The organism is Aeromonas cavernicola, from assembly GCF_002795305.1.
In the GTDB taxonomy this organism is placed as follows: domain Bacteria; phylum Pseudomonadota; class Gammaproteobacteria; order Enterobacterales; family Aeromonadaceae; genus Aeromonas; species Aeromonas cavernicola.
In genome coordinates this window covers 1-16,574 of record NZ_PGGC01000001.1, presented here as the reverse complement: position 1 = coordinate 16,574, position 16,574 = coordinate 1, and the positions used below count along the sequence as shown (strand labels likewise).

Here is a 16,574-nt window from a genome sequence, read left to right as displayed (position 1 = left end):
CAATTCTAAATATTGAACTGGGATAGTCATGCTATAGGGACCCTACTAATGCAACTACCGAAATGGTAGTCAAAATATCTTTCATCCCATCCATAAAAATAGCCCAGTTACTGCTTTGACTATCGGGAATAAAAACAGTATCACCTTCTCGCAATACAGGTAGTTGGCTGAAGTCGGGTTCTTTGGCAAATTTATCCAAGTCAAAAGTACGGGCTTGATCACCCTGGCCACTTACCGCCATATTAATAACAACAATTTTCTTTATATAAGCAGAACCTGTCGGACCTCCTGCTTCAGCCAATAAATCAAGTAGCGTCATTGATGAATTAAAACGATAACGGCCAGGTCGAGCAATGGCCCCTAATACTCGAATAGTATTTTCCTTTGGCTCATCAAGCCAAGGACGATTTTTTTCGGGTAGATATATTGAATCCCCCGGCAATACCTTGGGTAATAAGTTCTCATCTCCCGTTTCAAAATAGAGCGCTAAATCTAGTTTAGTTACCCTAGCATTAGAGCCGTTACGGTGAGCAATCCGCACATTGCGTAAATCTGCAGCAGCAGTTGGTCCATCCGCTGCAGACAAAATATCTATAAAACCGAGCTGCTCATTAAAAGCATAGCGTCCAGGGGCACCAACTTGGCCGAATATGTAAATAGAGCTGTCAGGTGACTGACGTACCCATTGGGATTTATTATCACTTGGATCAGTTGGAAGTTCAGGCACCATGATAGTAAATCCCGCACGAATTTTAGGCAGACTACTCAGGGAGCCTCCTTGGTGAAGGAACTTATCAAGATCAAATATCGTTGGTGTTGCCTGTCCATCTTGGGTGGTTAGTATTTGAACTTTAGCGATGTCAGCCCGTTCATTGGGACCTCCTGCATGTGCAATTAAATCGAGCAACGACATCTCATCAGACCATTCATATCGCCCAGGGATTAACACTGCCCCCATCACCATAACTGCTCTTCCTGGCGCGACTTTCAACCAAGACTTTTCATTCATATCCGTTTTTTCTGGGATAAATATCGCATCCCCAGGTTTCACAATAGGTAAATCCGTTTTAAGCCCTTCGGTATAAGCTTGTAGGTCAATTGGTTCAACGGAGCCATTAGTACGCAGTAATTTAATTTGACGGCTCTCGGCATAGCGAGTCGGCCCCCCTGCGTTAGCTAAAATATCAAGGAAAGTATCCCCCTCTCTTCCTTCATAGGCTCCGGGTTTAAATACTTCCCCCATAATATAGATAGTTCGTGCTCCCTTTTTTATTTGCTCTTCATCTTTGGGGACAAAGATGGTCGCGCCAGGAGCTAAGTTAGGCAATAACTTATTATTGCCAGAGTCTAGATAGGCTTTTAGATCAAAAAGTTCCGGTGAGCTGCCATTGATCACTCTTATCCGCTCTACCCCAGCAAAACGCGTGACGCCCCCGGCTCGCATCAAAAGATCTACGATCGAATTACCACTCTTAAAGCTAAACGCACCTGGGTTATTCACTTCACCAAACACTTTGATCGCTTTTTCTGTATCGCCATCACCACCTGCGGCCAACGTCGCCGCATCAAAATCGATCTGGACATTACCGATAAGAGGAGAAGCAGGAACAAACACGACATCCAGAGATTCTAACGGAGGAAGTAAACTAGCATCACCCGTATCAAGGTAACGCTTATAGTCAAAGTTCGATACATCATTTTTGCGACGCACTTGCATATTGTTAAGTTGAGCACCGGGTACTAGACCACCAGCAGCATCTATAGCCATTTGTACGTTGCCATCAGGGGATAATTCATAATTACCGGGTTTTTTTACATATCCCATCACGCTGATCAATAATCTTTTTTCTAGCAACGATATTGTCAGCTGGGAGAGATTTTTATAAACAGGCTTAAGAGCATGACGGATCATTTCATCTGCTTGGGATAATGTTTTTCCCATCACATTGATCGATCCCACTTCGGGTAATACTAATTCACCTTGCTTGTTTATCTGGAAAGGCTGTTCAAAAGCAGGCTCCCCTGGTTGAATAATGGCAAGGCGATCTCCAGGAGATAGGAGGCTGGCAGCCAGTAACGGGTAAGTGAATAACAATAAAATAAAACCGATCAATCCTTTAATAGCACTTCGTTTCATAGGCACCCTTCTTTAGTGCTACGTTTGCCCCCAACTGCGCAAGGGAACCCCTGACCAATCAGAACGACAACCCTCACCGGTCGTCTGCGCTAGTCGCAAACGAATTTGTTTTAATGACTGAGCCAGCATAGCCTGTCGCCAAGAAACCTCAGACCAGAGTCTTCCATGCATATCTCGCAATATATCGACTCGTTTAGACTGTAACTGTTCGAGTTCTGCGGGCATACACTCACGCAAATACGCTCGTTTTAATTGCTCTAATTGACTATCTAGTTCTTGCTGTCGCTTGTCATAATGCAACCAGACTTTACGCTCATCTTCGTTTACAGGTAAATTTGTTGGTCTGACTTCTGCCAACCCACCATAGCCAGCATCAGGCCACTGAGTACATCCCGATAACAGCAGACATAATCCCATCAGCCTCCATTTCTTCATGATGTTGTGACCGCAATGCCACGTGAACGCATGTAGGCTTTGATGCTTTCGTAGCATGGGATTACTCGGTCTATATGCAACATATCTAATAAGTCGTGAGGCTGACCAGGCCCACAAACAAGCACTAATTGATGCCCATTCATGACCAATCTTTTGTATAAGAACACTAACGCGCCGATACCAGAGGAATCAATAAAGTGCACATCACTAATATCTGCGAGCACATTCCCATCATAAGTTGATAGCTGCTCAAAGAGAGGTCTTATCTCGGTGACCGCCATCGCATCCAACTCTTTCTCCAGTACCACAACTTGGGTGTCGTTGATGGTGTACGTCATGCATTCCATTGTGTGCTCCTTGCTAACGTCAAGGTCGACTCAGACCGATTCAAACCAGATGACAGCGCCTGGTATTTTGCAAAGGGTATGCCGAATCAAGTAGGCGGGGTTGTCCCCCCTTTAGCATTTACTCAACACCATTTCACCGAACTGATGCATTTTACATTTCAATTTGCAACCCCATGCAGAGTAACTATTGCAAACTGCAACACCAACTACAAATGGAGCTTACCATCAAGTCGATAAAATAACGCAGCCAATCAATTCATAGAAAAGGTTGATGATGTAAAAATCCTTCATGAAGGGCCATAAATCGCCACCGACTCGATACTCTTTTCTTTCTATACCTCAATGTATCGACTTCTACTACTTGGTCTTATACGACACTAATGCCTGCAAATTTCTGTTCTATGAATGGCAGCATCGGTACGGGCCCGCTTTTTGCTTAGGCTCACCATGTCGTGCAATACCCTTTGAGTCTACTTGGTGGAACGTTGACTTGCAGATCATCAGCTCAAGGAGATAACCATGAAATCCAGTATCTATGCAGCGCTATTGTTGAGTGTCTCGTGTTTGGTTCACGCAACTCCAAGTTTTGATACAGCATCACTCAAGATAGAGGGCGCTATCAATCAGCCTAATTATGAACAGGTCGCTCTCTGGGATGAGGCCATGTTAGGCGCACTACCTGAATACGAAATCACAACGCGCACACCTTGGTATGATGACGCTAAAACTTTCCGTGGCCCACGGCTATCCGACATTTTGGCCAAAGTCGGGGCCAATGGTACACAACTGACTATTACAGCGCTCAATGACTACTCCATTACACTCCCTATTAGCGATGCAAATAAATACCAAATTCTGCTTGCTCGTAGCATCGATAAAATCCCCCTTTCAGTGCGTGATAAAGGGCCGTTGTTTTTGATATATCCCTTTGACCAGTATCCTGAGCTACGCAATAAGCTCTACTACGGTCGAGCTATTTGGCAGATCAGCACCATTAAGGTGGAGTAGTTCATAATGCGACCAATGGCGGCAAGTCAGCGCTTCTTATTCGTGGTACTCAGCGTACTGCTGTTTGCCTTTGCTGGTATTGGTACGATTCAATATCGACAACTTGACGATCTACAGCGCAGTAGTAGCCAAGGTGAAGATAATATTATGTGGAACTATTTTCAGCTTTATAACGAAGCACTGCGCTTTCAAAATGCGTTACAGACCGAGGCACAACACAAGCTCCAACTCAGATATGACATTATGGTCAGTCGAATGACGCTCGCATTAGAAAGTAAAGACCGAACTTTACTGCAACAGACTGACATATACCCACGAGCAAACAAGGCTATTCGTTATTTTATAAATCAAGCAGACATCTGGCTTGGCCCAAAGGTGACGAAACCGTTATCACCTCCAGTTTTCAGACAGTTACGCAGTCAACTTGAACAGCTACTACCTGTACTACATCAGCTAACTCTTGAGGTTAATCAACAAGTAACGCTATTTGACGTCGCACGGCGTGAAGGTGTGCGAGAGCAAATCATTACGACCATCATGATTGCTACTCTTCAATTCGCTTTGCTCTTTGCTCTTGCTCTACTTATTTGGAAACAAATGAACGTTTCTTTTTTACAACATAAGTTAATGCAGCAATTAAATGAGAAGCTCACCAAGGCAAATCGCGCAGCAGAAGCAGGTACTCGCGCTAAAAGTAGCTTTTTAGCTAATATGAGCCATGAAATTCGTACCCCAATGAATGGTATTTTGGGAATGCTTTCGTTGCTCGCAGAACGGGAAATGGACTCACGAGAGCGAGATTATATTGAGACCGCACGAGAATCAGCCAATCACTTGTTAGGACTACTTAACGACATCCTCGATATATCTAAATTGGAAGAGGGGAAAGTCTCTTTATTACTCGCCCCCCATCATCTACCACGCTTAATCGAAGATATCCGAGCGCTGATGCAAAGTAGCTGCGATAAAAAAGGCATTACGCTGTCGTTGACCATTGCGCCATCAACACCAGAATGGATTGTTATGGATATTCTAAGAGTACGTCAGATTTTATTTAATCTTCTTAGTAATGCTATTAAGTTTACTCATCAAGGTGACGTATCGCTCACCATTGATGCCAACGAATTATCGCCGCAAAGCCATTCCATCCGAGTTGCCATTACCGATACAGGTATTGGTATGAGCCAAGCTCAGGTTGATAAGCTATTCCAACGTTTTTTTCAGGCGGATGCTTCAATCAACCGCCAATATGGTGGTTCGGGTTTAGGGCTTGAGATATCACGTAATCTAGCCCGGCTGATGGGGGGGGATATCTCGGTTAGCAGCCATGAAGGGGAAGGTAGCTGTTTTACGTTTATTTGGCCTGCCCAAGCTACCATACCGTCGATTATGCCACTGCCAGCCATAGCGTCAGCTCATCGGCCCAGCCATATCCTGGTGGTTGATGACAATGCAACGAACCGTAAAGTCATCAGTGCCATGCTTGCTACAGTCGGTCATCGGGTAACAGTGGCGGTTCAAGGTCAAGAAGCTCTGGCTATATTGGCAGACACCACCATCGATATCGTATTGATGGATGTGCAAATGCCAGTGATGGATGGTTTAGCTGCAACGCGCTACATTCGAGAAAGTAAGCAGCCATGGGCACGAATTCCCATCATCGCCCTGACTGCTGATGCCATGCCGGAATCACGCCACTACTACCTCTCTCACGGAATGGATGGCTATATCACCAAGCCGATTAACAAAACTGCGTTACTAGCGGAAATTAATAAACAGATGGCATTAAGTGAGCAAGACCAGCAATTTACTGCAATAAAGTAATCTCGCTATGTTTTTCGCAGTCTCTTCTATCAGGCATTGAAAGGCGTTAATGGGAGCACCATCGGCCCTATGCCAGGGGCTCGGACGAGCGTCGAAATTATCCTATGATCGCAAGCACCTTAGTCGCTGCCATCGACTATGAATAAACGTCAAAAATGGCAGTTAATAGGCAGTGTGGTTGGGTTAGTACCACAGCAATGCGCCTGAGGTAGGTCGTGCCTGCTTGGGAGAGAACCCCTCGCGCCGGATACCGCTTACCATACAGAGGAAAAGGGCCACCTGATTGGCAGCCCTACTTGCTACAACGAATAACTCGTCAAATTCTTCATCTCTCTGACGGTCATCAAGGCAAAAACGTGTCTGGACGTAGCTTCCGATCCGTGGATGCTACCTAGTTAGTCCCTTGCTAGGCGTAAAAGTTCCTTGCAAACAGACACAATATCGCTGCTGACGGAGCAATAACTGCGCGAGCGAGTCGCGGTGTTCATAGGCCATTCATCAGGTTGATGAACTCGCGCTGTTCCATGTGGTGGTTAGATGGTGCCTGCAACAGGCCTGATGGGTTAGTGGGCTCATGTTGGAGGCAAACAGACCCCGATGCCGCCCAGTCCGCAGTATCCTTGAGGATTTTTTGCCAGATATTGCTGATGGTAATCCTCTGCGTAGTAGAAGGGGACGAGTGGTAAAATATGGGTGGTGATCACCCGGGCATCACCACTGAGCGTCATCGCCTGCTGATAAGCATCAAGACTCTTTTGGGCGATTTCTTGCTGAGCCGCATCTGCATAAAAAATCACCGATCGATATTGCGTGCCGATATCCCCCCCTTGGCGCATGCCTTGGGCTGGGTCATGTTGTTCCCAAAATAGCTTCAACAGGTCGGCATACCCTATCTGCGTTGGGTCAAACACAATCTGCACGGTCTCAGCATGGCCGGTCAGGCCGCTGCATACCTCTTGATAGATGGGGTTCGGTGTCGCACCGCCTTGGTAGCCTACCGCAGTGGCATGCACCCCAGGCTGTTGCCAAAACAGCCGCTCCACTCCCCAAAAGCAGCCCATACCAAACCAAGCAAGGGCCATACCTTGCGGCCAAGGGCCCTGTGTGGCATGGCCGTTAACCACATGCTGCGGGCTGATCACGGTGGCATCAGTGCGACCTGGCAGTGCTGCCGCGTGAGAAATTATCTGTTCCATATCTCCTGTCCTTATCTAACAGCGGTCTAATGGCGGTATTGACATCATGGATGCTGCGAAGATAACAGCTTATTAACCCAGAGCAACCCTGCTAAGCCAGTATCCCAATCTGGCTACCTGCGGGATCTGCTCGCTCAGCATGGGTAAGGTGTCTATTTAGTGCAGCTAATATCAGTGAAGTAGATATTTAATCTTGATTTGTGAATTTATTTTCATATATTGAGCTGATTAATGGACTGTTATGGAAGAGATATCAAGTGCGTGAACGTGAACCCAGTTTGGTCAATGCTTTTCGGCAATCAACGCCTTATGTCAACGTACACCGAGGCGCTACCTTTGTGCTGATGATGGGAGGCGAGACCCTGTGTCACCCTAACTTTGCCAACATCGTCACTGATATTGCGCTGCTGCAAACATTAGGTATCCGGCTTGTGCTGGTGTTTGGTTCACGTCCACAAAATGATGACGCATTAGCGCGCGCAGGGATCGAGGCGCAATATCACAAACGGATCCGAGTGACCGATGATGCCAGCTTCGCCATTATCAAACAGGTGTGTGGTGGCTTGCAGTATGACATCACGGCCCAACTCTCAATGGGGCTTGCCAATACCCCAATGCAAGGTGCGCGGATCAACGTGGTGAGCGGTAATTTCGTCACGGCTCAGCCCCTGGGGGTCGATGATGGCATCGATTATTGCCACAGTGGCCGCGTGCGCCGTATTGACGTGGCGGGGATCACGCGCCAGTTGGATCAAAAAGAGCTGGTGTTGATCTCTCCCATCGGTTGCTCTGTCACGGGCGAGAGCTTCAACCTCAGCTCAGAAGAGGTGGCACGGCGGGTCGCGGTCGATCTCAAGGCTGATAAGCTTATCTGTTTTAGTAGCAGTCAGGGGGTGATGGATCGGCGGGGTGAGGCTATCTCCGAGCTGTTTCCTGAGCAGGCTGAAGAGTTGCTGGTCGAGCTGGAGCAAGCGGGCGAAGAGATGTCCTGTACTGCGCGTTACCTACGCGCGGCCATCGCCTCTTGCCGAGGCGGCGTGCCCCGTTCCCATTTGGTGAGCTACCAGGTCGATGGTGCCATGCTGCAAGAGCTGTTTAGCCGCGACGGGTTGGGCACCCAGATTGTACGCGAAAGCGCCGAGCAAGCCCGGGCCGCCACGATTGAAGACATTGGCGGTATTTTGGATCTCATTCGTCCCTTGGAAGAGGAAGGGATCTTAGTTCGCCGCTCCCGCGAACAGCTGGAGATGGAGATCGACAAGTTCACTATCATTGAGCGCGATGGTTTGATCATTGGCTGCGCGGCTCTTTACTGCTTTATGGAAGAGGCGATGGCGGAGATGGCCTGCGTGGCGATTCACCCTGAATATCGCAACTCCAATCGTGGTGATCAGCTGGTTGCCAAGGTCGCCGAGCGAGCAAGGCGGTTAGGTATTCGTCGGCTATTTGTGCTCACCACCCGATCCATCCACTGGTTTCGCGAGCGGGGTTTCGAGCCACTGGAAGTGGAAGATTTACCAGTCGAGCGGCAACGCTTTTACAACTGGCAACGGCGCTCGAAGGTTTTGTCAAAAGTGATTTCCTAACTCATTGATTATTAATTGAGTTATCTCCTATTTTTAAGTTTTCCACAAACTCGATTGACAAAATACGCTAACACGGGTTATTTCTAACTGCACTCCACGCCTAGCGTGGAGCCAGAAGAGGAGCGCTGCCCAGGCAGCTCAAGGGAGGACACCAGAGTCCGAAGAACTTGAGTCAGGGGGAGCAGCGCCGAGACGAATGAGATAACTGGCTATCTCAACGTCGGCTCTGGGGGCTGAATCCCCCAAGCTGTCATCGGTAGTGATCATCCCACAGCGGGCTCTAACAAGGGCTGATGTGGGATGGGCGCTGCAGGTGGAGTGCTTCTGGCTGGGATCACATTGTTTATTCCTGCCATTTTTCGCCTCCTCCTCTCTTTTGCCCGATGAAACTGGATTTTCATATCAGAAAGGAGTACGCAATGAATCCTATTAATGTCGCCAAGTTTGGTGGAACCAGCGTGGCCAACGCTGCCGCAATGGATAACTGTGCCAATGTGGTGCTGGCCAATCCGGCTACCCGCATCGTGGTGCTCAGCGCCAGCGCAGGGGTGACCAATCTACTGGTGACACTGGCACAAGGGGAGCTCGATGCGGCAGGGCGCGATGCCGAGTTAGCCAAGCTAGCTGACATTCAACATGCCATCTTGGCCAGCTTGGGCCATCCCGCCGAGGTCAGTGACCAGATCCATGCCCAGCTTGACGACATTCGCACCATGGCGCAGCAGGCTAGCCAACACACTGATGCGGAGCTTGCCGATCGACTGATTGCCAGTGGTGAGCTGATGTCGACCCGCCTGTTCACCGAACTGTTACGCCAGCGTGGGGTCAATGCCCATTGGCAGGATGTGCGCCAGATCATGCGCACCGATAGCCGCTTTGGTAAGGCGACTGTCGATATCGTCGCCACACGGACTCTCTGCCAACAGACGCTGGGGCCACTGCTCGGCGATACGCTGATCATTACGCAGGGATTTATCGGTGCTGACAGTGATGGCCGTACCACCACCCTTGGCCGGGGGGGCTCAGACTACAGCGCGGCCTTGTTGGCAGAGGCGCTGGATGCCGGCTCCATCGAGATTTGGACCGATGTACCCGGTATCTACACCACCGACCCGCGCCTGGTGAGCAGTGCCCGCCCCATTCCCGAGATAAGTTTTGTGGAGGCGGCTGAAATGGCAACATTTGGCGCCAAAGTGCTGCACCCCGCGACCTTGCAGCCGGCCTTACGCCAGAACATTCCGGTGTTTGTCGGTTCCAGTAAAGCCCCAGCGGAGGGGGGAACCTGGATCCGCGCTAGCACCGAGTCTCGCCCGCTGTTTCGGGCCGTTGCCCTGCGTCGTCAGCAGGTGCTGGTGACGTTACACAGCCTCAATATGTTCCATGCCTACGGTTTTCTGGCCGAGGTGTTCGGTATTTTGGCCCGTCACCGTATCTCAGTCGATTTGATCACCACCTCCGAAGTCAGCGTCTCGCTGACCCTAGATCACACCGGTAGCCAGAGCAACGGTGAGCCGATACTCAGCGACAAGGTGTTAGCCGAGCTGGGGCAGTGGTGCAAGGTGGAGGTGGAGACCGGATTGGCGCTGGTCGCCTTGATCGGCAATCGGATGAGTGAAGTCAATGGGGTGGCGAGCCAGGTTTTCGCTACCTTGAACCAGCACAATATTCGGATGATCTGTTACGGTGCCAGTGCCCACAATCTCTGCTTCTTGGTCAATGAAGGGGAGGCCAACGAGATCGTCAACCGCCTGCACCAAACGCTGCTCGATTAAGCAAACGGTGTGGGAGCACGACCACGATTGCAATACGGGCACCAGAAGGTGCCCGTATTGCTGTGCCATATCCCTCAGCGGTCATCTGTGCTGCTGCCATTGTTCAAGTAGACCCGCCTGACCTAACGCCACTTCTTGCGCGGTCAGTCCAGGTGCCAATTGCGGATAGTGATCGGTCAGCACCCGTAACAACCAGTCGAGCCGATCTTGCACCAGTGGGTCACTGCTTGTCCCTTCTTGCGTACTGATAACGTTGAGCCGGTGACTGCGGTACATGTCATGCAGCCAGTTACGAGTGAGCTCATCGTCGCTGGCTAATGCGGCGGTCCACTGGCGCTGTAATTGGTGTAAGCGATCCAGTACCAAGGCACTGGCCCCTGCACGAGTGAGGTGGTCTGTCTCGCGCTGCACCCACTTAAGGCAGAGCTCACGCCAGTAACGAAACTGGGGCAGGGGAGCGACCTCTGCCAGCCACAATCCGCTTAGGGTGCAGGTCTCCAGTCGTTCCACGACGTGAAACTCGGGATCAAGTAATCCATTGGAGTTGTATTCAAAACGGGGATCAAACGTCCACATGTAGCCGAAGTCAAACAGGCTGATCTGCTCTCCATCATCCAGCAGATTGCTTGGGTTTGGGTCCCAATCAAACCAGCCCCAACGAGCCAACTCGGCCTCCACATCTAGCATCTGCGCCAAGTTACGCTCATTGAGGCAATGAACCGGTTCCCCGCGCAGCCAAGGTGAAACCAAAATACCGGCTTGGGCCGAGCCAAAGCTGGTGCACACCACATTGGCAAGCAGGGTCGGGTGCAGCTCACGTAGCGCCTCAATTTCTCGGCGCCGCTCCAGCTCGGTCAAAAATGCAGTCTTACCATCGGGGTGGGCAAGCAGCGCCTCTTGACGGCATCGCTTAAGACACCAGTGACGGCCATTGAGCTTGAGATGAAAGACCTCCGCGGTGCGACCGTGCTGATAGAGCTTAAGCACACTGGGGTGGCTTTCTTTGAGCTCAAGGAGCTGCGTCACAGGCAATGGACAATCCCGTTCGCGCCCCACGCTAATCTCTTCTTGGCGCTCAAGCATGTTCATTAATCGGGCCTGACGTGCGTTCACTTTAGGATTCATATATGTACCCTCATCCACTGCTGACAGACTAAACAGCCAACCCGACTCAAACCAGTCTCAACTTCTCACGATGACGACCCCATCACATAATCAAATGGCCCCTTCGATCCAGATCACAGTTCGTTGGTTTACCTTGTCACCTTATATTCATGATCTCGTCATTAAATTGACAAGTAGAGGCAGGGCCCGCACCATCGAGCAAGCCCGCTTATGCGAACACGCGCGCCCTTCGTTGCCAAAAGGATAAGCTGATATGACTCTGTTTCGCTCAGACCGCTTATCGCTGCGTGTTCCGAGCCTGCCCGCGTTGCTTTTGACCCTGTTAAGCGGCTTGCTGTTCTTGACCCTGCTGTTGCCACTGCTGAGCCCAAGCAGCTGGTTTGGCAGCCGTGAGCCGATCATCCTCGGGCCTGCCGACAACCCTGTTGCCACCCTCACGCGCCACACTCTGCTCTACAAAAGTGACAGCCGTGGGCTCTATCTGGTCGTCAACAGTCAGTGGCAGTTGCGCGGGCCACTGCAGGCCGGCGATAAAGTGCAGGTTGAGTTGCTAAACGAGCGAGGGGAGCAAATAGATCAGCTGAGTCAAGCGGTCGATAAGCGCCAGATCTGCCGTAACGCGCGCTGCACCTTGGCCCTCAACAGCACACTAAGGGCACCTGATGAGGCGCTGGCCAGTGGCTATCAGCTGCGCATTGGCCTGCTGCTGGCAGATCGTCCCTCAAGTGGTGAGTTCAGTCAGATCGTGCAGACGTTGCCAGAGCAGGGCTTTAACTTGACCTATCTGGTGGTGACCCTGGTGCTGGTGCTGGCGTTAAGCGCGGTGGTGCTAAAGATACTCATGCCCACACTACGCCAAGGCCTGCGTTGGCGCATTCTTGGTAGCCTGTTACTTGGTAACCTGACCTTCCTACTGTTACATGGTTTCGTCGTTTTTAAGGTAGGGGAGTTTTTACTCTGGTCAGGTTTTAGGCCGGAGCACTATTACCTTGCGTGGGCCAGTATGGTGCTGGGCTGGGGCCTGTGCGCATTGGCAGGATTAAGCCTCTATATGGGGCTGATTTTTACCCTACTTTGCAGCGTTGCCCTCCTCGCTAACTTTACCAAGATAGCGCTCTATGGGGTGCCCCTTGGCGGAGATGATCTGGGTAATCTGATGGCGTTACTGCGGATCTTACTCGATCAACAACCTATCCTGCCCCTCGCCATTGGCACCGTGCTGTTGCTGCTGGGTTGGCGCTTTAAACTATCCCGTTGGTTGTTGCAGGGGCTATTGCGCACCACTGCGGCTATCGTCGCCTTCTTTGCCCTGTGTGTGTTTGCCACCCAAACCAGTAATAAGCTGTTGGGGGCCAACGTTCGTTATGTAGACCGAGCCATCAACTACCACCGCGATATTATTCGGGCCGGCCCTGGGCTTTACCTGTTCAATCTGGTGGATCAGATGCTGCAAAATGGCAGCGTGTTTCGCCAGCCATTGCCGATTAATTCGCTCACCCCCGTCATTAACGAGGTGTCGCCACCGATGCCACCGCGTTGGGATCAGGTGATCGTGCTGCAATATGAGTCGCTGATGCTCGACTGGCAAAACAAGATCTGTGCGCCGGCCCCCACTCTGAACTTACCGGCGAGCGTGCAGCAGTGGCGTAAGACCATCCACTCGCCCACGACGGGTGGCATGACGGTGTTGGCTGAGTTTGAAATGAATACTGGGTTACCGGTCGGGCTGCTCAAACAGGGGGTGGTGCCTTACTACTACCTCACTGAACAGGTGCCCGGCCTGGCCCAACGTGCTCAGCAAAGCGGTTATCAGACCCTGTTTGTGCACCCTTACGTGGAAAAGTTCTGGGGCAGATCCAAGGCCATTCCCGCCCTTGGCTACCAAGAGCGCTGGTTTGATACCCAGTTCAGTAGCCTTGAGTACAAGGGAACCTATATCGCTGATGACGCCTTGATTAATCGGCTATTACGCCGCAGCGAGCAGCAGGACCGCCCACTGTTTGCCTACGCGGTCACGATGCAGGGGCACGGGCCGTTTGATAGCCCACGTTATCGGCAGGAGGCGCTCAGTGGGGCCTGTGCTGACGTAAGTGATGAGGATAAACAGTTACTCAATACCTACTACACCGGCGTGGTGGATGCGATGGCCTCACTGGAGCGGTTGATCAAGCACCTTGATGCCTCTGGCAAGCGCTATCTTGTGGTGGCGTTTGGTGATCACCAGCCCTTGCTGATGGCGGCAGGTAAGGGGATACATGGCGCCAAGCCAGCACGGGATGCTGCGTATCGGATTCCGATCATGGCCTTTGCCCGAGCGGACGATCCTCTCGAACTGGATAGGCAATTTGCTCCCGTGCGTCAGCTCTACCAAATGGGGCAGGCAGTGCGCCAACTCCTCGCCGGTGACCTAACCCCCATCTTGGATGGCCCCGTGTTGCACCCAGTATTAGGCCAAGAGCAAGGATTTGATGTCTCCCCGTTGGTGCCGCAGATCCGCGCCAGCTTCAGGCCCGACGCGCTGCCTTGATAAGGTCAGTGGTATCATCCCACTCCCCAGCAAGCGGATGGGTCACGCTGGCACTATTATCTTCGCTGGCAAGGGTACCGCCGCCGAGAAGTTTGTCGTGCTGGAAGAGGCTGGTGTGAAACCATCCGGTCGCTTGCCGAGGTTACGCGAAGTGACCGAATGGTAATTCCCGTTGGTTGATAAAAATACCGCCAACTCATGTGCACGATAAGAAGAGTTCACTTCACATGAGGTGGTATTTTATGGTCTAGAGGATGAGGTTTTTGGGATTTCGCCATTAACTGATGCAATGAAATCAAACCTGAATGATTACTTTACATCACCGATATGCTTGATAAAACGAGCATAGAATAAACCTTGCAAAATAATAAATGGCAGAGTGTCTACTGCAGTGCCTGTGACGATTTCTTCACCTGATGTGGTGCTTATGTAGTATGTCATTAAGCAGAGAATGACAGGGATGAGGAGTGCACAGAATCGGATAGTGAGCACGAAAAGTATGCTGATGCTTTTGCCAATAAAGTCCTGTCCTGCGGCGCCACCATTTGCCCGATATGCCCAATAGAAACCAATTGCTGCCATTATGACTGTCGAGACAGAATCGATAATTTGCCACGTGGTATTTGGTTTCGATGGGGTGGTAAAAGACAACTCGAAACCTATTAACGTGATCAACATCATGGTAAATAAGTAAATAAACTTATCTTTTTCTGACAGAAATCCTGACTGAATGTCATTTTTTAAGTCTGCGATTTTCCAAAAATACATGTTGTTTCCTAAATAGAATAATTGAACTAAAGAAAGGCAATCATACCGTTGGTCCAAATAAAGAAGCGCATTCGGACGCGCGAGATATTAATTTACCGCTGACGTTAGCTGCAACCTGTGATGATAAATTAAGAACGGCGTTGTTTCCCAAATCAACAATCAAGTCATGACTGCCCCAGCTCGGCGCATCAAACTCGGCCAGCTGGCGGTTGGCAAAGGCGAAGATGTTGCCCCGCTTGCCCAGCATTAGCCGCCCTTGCGGGGTCGAGCGGTAGTAGTGGACGAAGGTGCGGCCATCCACCACGCTGCACCCGTGTTCTAGCTGCTTGGCGGCCAGCGCATCCGGCGCGGGGTCGGTGATCACCATATCGGAGGAGACCAGCACGATAGTGCGGTGAAACTCGCGAAAGTGCGCCGTCATGGCGCTGTTGAGGGCCAGCACCACCTTGCGGGCACGCACCTCCCCCTGCGGCGTTTGCACCAGTGCAGGCTGGCCCGCCGCAGGGCGCTGCATGGGGGAGTGCTCATAAACCTCGACTCCCAGCTCCCGCGCCACCCGCAGCAGGCCGCGCACCAACAGCGCCGGTTGCACCGAGCCCGCATCGACCTCGTGGTGGCCGTGAAGGGGCATGGGTGGGGCGGGCTGTTCGGCGGCGAGCGCCTCGGCCAGCCAGAAGGGGAGAGTGGACATCATGATGCCTCATTACGGTTATCGCGAACGCCAGCGCTGGGTGCGATCCAGCAGGGCGCGGCTTAACAACAGCTGGAGCAGCTTGACGCTGGCGGCAGCCAGCAGGATCAAGGTGGCCATGGCGGCAGCGGTGGCGGTATCGCCGGAATCCTCCATGTTCAGCACGGCGATGGAGGCGAGCACGCTGTCGCTTGAATAGAGGAAGATCACCGCCGAGGTGGTGGTCATGGCATTGACGAACAGATAGATGAAGATTTCCAGCAGCGCGGGCAGGGAGGCAGGCAGGGTGACCCGCCAGAACGCCTTCCAGAGTGGAATGCGCAATGAGATGGCCACCAGCTCCAGCTCCTTGGGCAATTGTTTGAGGCTGGTCAGCGCCGTCATATGGCCCACCGTGTAGTAGTGGATGACGCAGGAGAGCACCATCAGCGGCAGAGTGCCATAGAGGCTGCCAAACAGCGGATTGCCGTTGAAAAAGAAGATATAGCCCAGCCCCAGCACCATGCCGGGCACTGCCAGCGACAGCATGGCGAGCAGATGCAACAGCTGGCGAAGCCATGCGAAGTGGCGCCCCTTCTCCTGCGCCCAAGCCAGCACCATGATCAGCAGGGTGCCGATAAGCGCGGTACAGAAGCCCAGTTGCAAGGTGTTGCTAAAGGGCTGCCAGCCGTAGACGCTGTTGCTGTCAAAGGCGTAGTGATCCAGGGTCAGAGCGAGGTTATAGGGCCAGAACTGCACCAAGGATCCGTACACCGCCATGCCCACCAGCGCCAGAAACAGCAGGGCCCACAGGCAGCACCAGCCGAGCGCCAGCAGATCCCGCAGCCGATGGGGTTTGGGCTGATAGGGCACCGCCTTGGTGCTGCTCTGCTCCTGCATCTTGCTGCGTACTCGGTGCTCCAGGGCAAAGCTCAACAGTGCCGGCAGCAGCAGGGTGACGCTGGCCACTGCGCCCAGCGAAAAGTTCTGCATCCCGATCACTTGGCGGTAGATATCGGTAGCCAGCACGCTGTACTGGCCGCCAATTACCTTGGCCACCCCGAAGTCGCAGATGGTGAGGGTGAACACGGCGATGGCGGCGCTGAGCAGGCCATAACGAGCAGTGGGCAGGGTGACGGTGACAAAGGTGCGCCAGCCGCTGCTGCCGAGCACTGTTGA

Annotated in this window: 12 protein-coding genes, 1 pseudogene and 1 riboswitch; of the genes and pseudogenes, 6 read left to right on the top strand and 7 right to left on the bottom strand. The window is 51.8% G+C overall.

Features of this window, described 5'->3' with window-relative positions; all coding sequences use genetic code 11:
* Positions 1-31: 31 nt before the first annotated feature.
* Both CUC53_RS00070 and CUC53_RS00060 read right to left on the bottom strand, forming a co-directional pair.
* Complete coding sequence (locus CUC53_RS00070) at positions 32-2,137, bottom strand: SLBB domain-containing protein (protein ID WP_100292270.1); 2,106 nt, start codon at positions 2,135-2,137, stop codon at positions 32-34.
* Positions 2,138-2,568: 431 nt separating this feature from the next.
* Positions 2,569-2,919 carry an STAS domain-containing protein gene (locus tag CUC53_RS00060; protein WP_100292268.1) on the bottom strand — a complete coding sequence of 117 codons (351 nt, stop codon included), beginning with the start codon at positions 2,917-2,919 and terminating at the stop codon, positions 2,569-2,571.
* 519 nt (positions 2,920-3,438) lie between these two features.
* Between CUC53_RS00060 and CUC53_RS00055 the strand changes: the two genes are divergently transcribed.
* Both CUC53_RS00055 and CUC53_RS00050 read left to right on the top strand, forming a co-directional pair.
* A complete protein-coding gene (locus tag CUC53_RS00055) occupies positions 3,439-3,927 on the top strand; it encodes a putative pterin-binding protein (protein ID WP_100292267.1) in 489 nt (162 codons plus the stop codon).
* A 6-nt stretch (positions 3,928-3,933) separates the two neighbouring features.
* Complete coding sequence (locus tag CUC53_RS00050; protein WP_100292266.1) at positions 3,934-5,751, top strand: ATP-binding protein; 1,818 nt, start codon at positions 3,934-3,936, stop codon at positions 5,749-5,751.
* A 572-nt stretch (positions 5,752-6,323) separates the two neighbouring features.
* Here the strand turns inward: CUC53_RS00050 and msrA are convergent.
* On the bottom strand, positions 6,324-6,947 hold the full coding sequence (gene msrA / locus CUC53_RS00045) for a peptide-methionine (S)-S-oxide reductase MsrA (RefSeq protein WP_100292265.1): 624 nt from the start codon (positions 6,945-6,947) through the stop codon (positions 6,324-6,326).
* A 257-nt stretch (positions 6,948-7,204) separates the two neighbouring features.
* Here msrA and argA point away from each other — a divergent pair, with 257 nt between their 5' ends.
* Together argA and lysC are read left to right on the top strand one after the other, a co-directional pair.
* Positions 7,205-8,533 carry an amino-acid N-acetyltransferase gene (argA, locus tag CUC53_RS00040; protein ID WP_100292264.1) on the top strand — a complete coding sequence of 443 codons (1,329 nt, stop codon included), beginning with the start codon at positions 7,205-7,207 and terminating at the stop codon, positions 8,531-8,533.
* A gap of 107 nt (positions 8,534-8,640) precedes the next feature.
* Positions 8,641-8,865, top strand: a riboswitch (Lysine riboswitch).
* An 87-nt stretch (positions 8,866-8,952) separates the two neighbouring features.
* Complete coding sequence (gene lysC, locus CUC53_RS00035) at positions 8,953-10,305, top strand: lysine-sensitive aspartokinase 3 (RefSeq protein WP_100292263.1); 1,353 nt, start codon at positions 8,953-8,955, stop codon at positions 10,303-10,305.
* Positions 10,306-10,386: 81 nt separating this feature from the next.
* On the opposite strand, the gene CUC53_RS00030 is transcribed toward lysC, so the two are convergent.
* The gene (locus CUC53_RS00030) at positions 10,387-11,430 is read right to left on the bottom strand and encodes a protein kinase family protein (protein WP_100292262.1); all 1,044 of its coding nucleotides are present in this window, start codon (positions 11,428-11,430) and stop codon (positions 10,387-10,389) included.
* Between the two features lie 253 nt (positions 11,431-11,683).
* Here CUC53_RS00030 and CUC53_RS00025 point away from each other — a divergent pair, with 253 nt between their 5' ends.
* Both CUC53_RS00025 and CUC53_RS00020 read left to right on the top strand, forming a co-directional pair.
* Complete coding sequence (locus CUC53_RS00025; RefSeq protein WP_100292261.1) at positions 11,684-13,957, top strand: LTA synthase family protein; 2,274 nt, start codon at positions 11,684-11,686, stop codon at positions 13,955-13,957.
* A 37-nt stretch (positions 13,958-13,994) separates the two neighbouring features.
* On the top strand, positions 13,995-14,123 hold the full coding sequence (locus tag CUC53_RS00020; protein WP_420808034.1) for a hypothetical protein: 129 nt from the start codon (positions 13,995-13,997) through the stop codon (positions 14,121-14,123).
* A 143-nt stretch (positions 14,124-14,266) separates the two neighbouring features.
* Here CUC53_RS00020 and CUC53_RS00015 read toward each other — a convergent pair whose 3' ends face one another.
* The 3 genes and pseudogenes from CUC53_RS00015 to CUC53_RS00005 form a co-directional block, all read right to left on the bottom strand.
* Positions 14,267-14,725 carry a hypothetical protein gene (locus CUC53_RS00015; protein ID WP_100292260.1) on the bottom strand — a complete coding sequence of 153 codons (459 nt, stop codon included), beginning with the start codon at positions 14,723-14,725 and terminating at the stop codon, positions 14,267-14,269.
* Positions 14,726-14,903: 178 nt separating this feature from the next.
* Positions 14,904-15,416 (bottom strand): annotated as a pseudogene (locus tag CUC53_RS00010) (NAD(P)/FAD-dependent oxidoreductase); the annotation flags it as partial.
* A gap of 18 nt (positions 15,417-15,434) precedes the next feature.
* Positions 15,435-16,574 (bottom strand): ABC transporter permease subunit (locus CUC53_RS00005; protein ID WP_100292259.1); only part of this gene is annotated, 1,140 nt, incomplete at its 5' end.

Excerpts from the sequence above, each read along its gene's own strand:
- CUC53_RS00070 (WP_100292270.1), bottom strand. The coding sequence starts at position 2,137 with ATGAAACGAAGTGCTATTAAAGGATTGATCGGTTTTATTTTATTGTTA.
- CUC53_RS00060 (WP_100292268.1), bottom strand. The coding sequence starts at position 2,919 with ATGGAATGCATGACGTACACCATCAACGACACCCAAGTTGTGGTACTG.
- CUC53_RS00055 (WP_100292267.1), top strand. The coding sequence starts at position 3,439 with ATGAAATCCAGTATCTATGCAGCGCTATTGTTGAGTGTCTCGTGTTTG.
- CUC53_RS00050 (WP_100292266.1), top strand. The coding sequence starts at position 3,934 with ATGCGACCAATGGCGGCAAGTCAGCGCTTCTTATTCGTGGTACTCAGC.
- msrA (WP_100292265.1), bottom strand. The coding sequence starts at position 6,947 with ATGGAACAGATAATTTCTCACGCGGCAGCACTGCCAGGTCGCACTGAT.
- lysC (WP_100292263.1), top strand. The coding sequence starts at position 8,953 with ATGAATCCTATTAATGTCGCCAAGTTTGGTGGAACCAGCGTGGCCAAC.
- CUC53_RS00030 (WP_100292262.1), bottom strand. The coding sequence starts at position 11,430 with ATGAATCCTAAAGTGAACGCACGTCAGGCCCGATTAATGAACATGCTT.
- CUC53_RS00025 (WP_100292261.1), top strand. The coding sequence starts at position 11,684 with ATGACTCTGTTTCGCTCAGACCGCTTATCGCTGCGTGTTCCGAGCCTG.
- CUC53_RS00020 (WP_420808034.1), top strand. The coding sequence starts at position 13,995 with ATGGGTCACGCTGGCACTATTATCTTCGCTGGCAAGGGTACCGCCGCC.
- CUC53_RS00015 (WP_100292260.1), bottom strand. The coding sequence starts at position 14,725 with ATGTATTTTTGGAAAATCGCAGACTTAAAAAATGACATTCAGTCAGGA.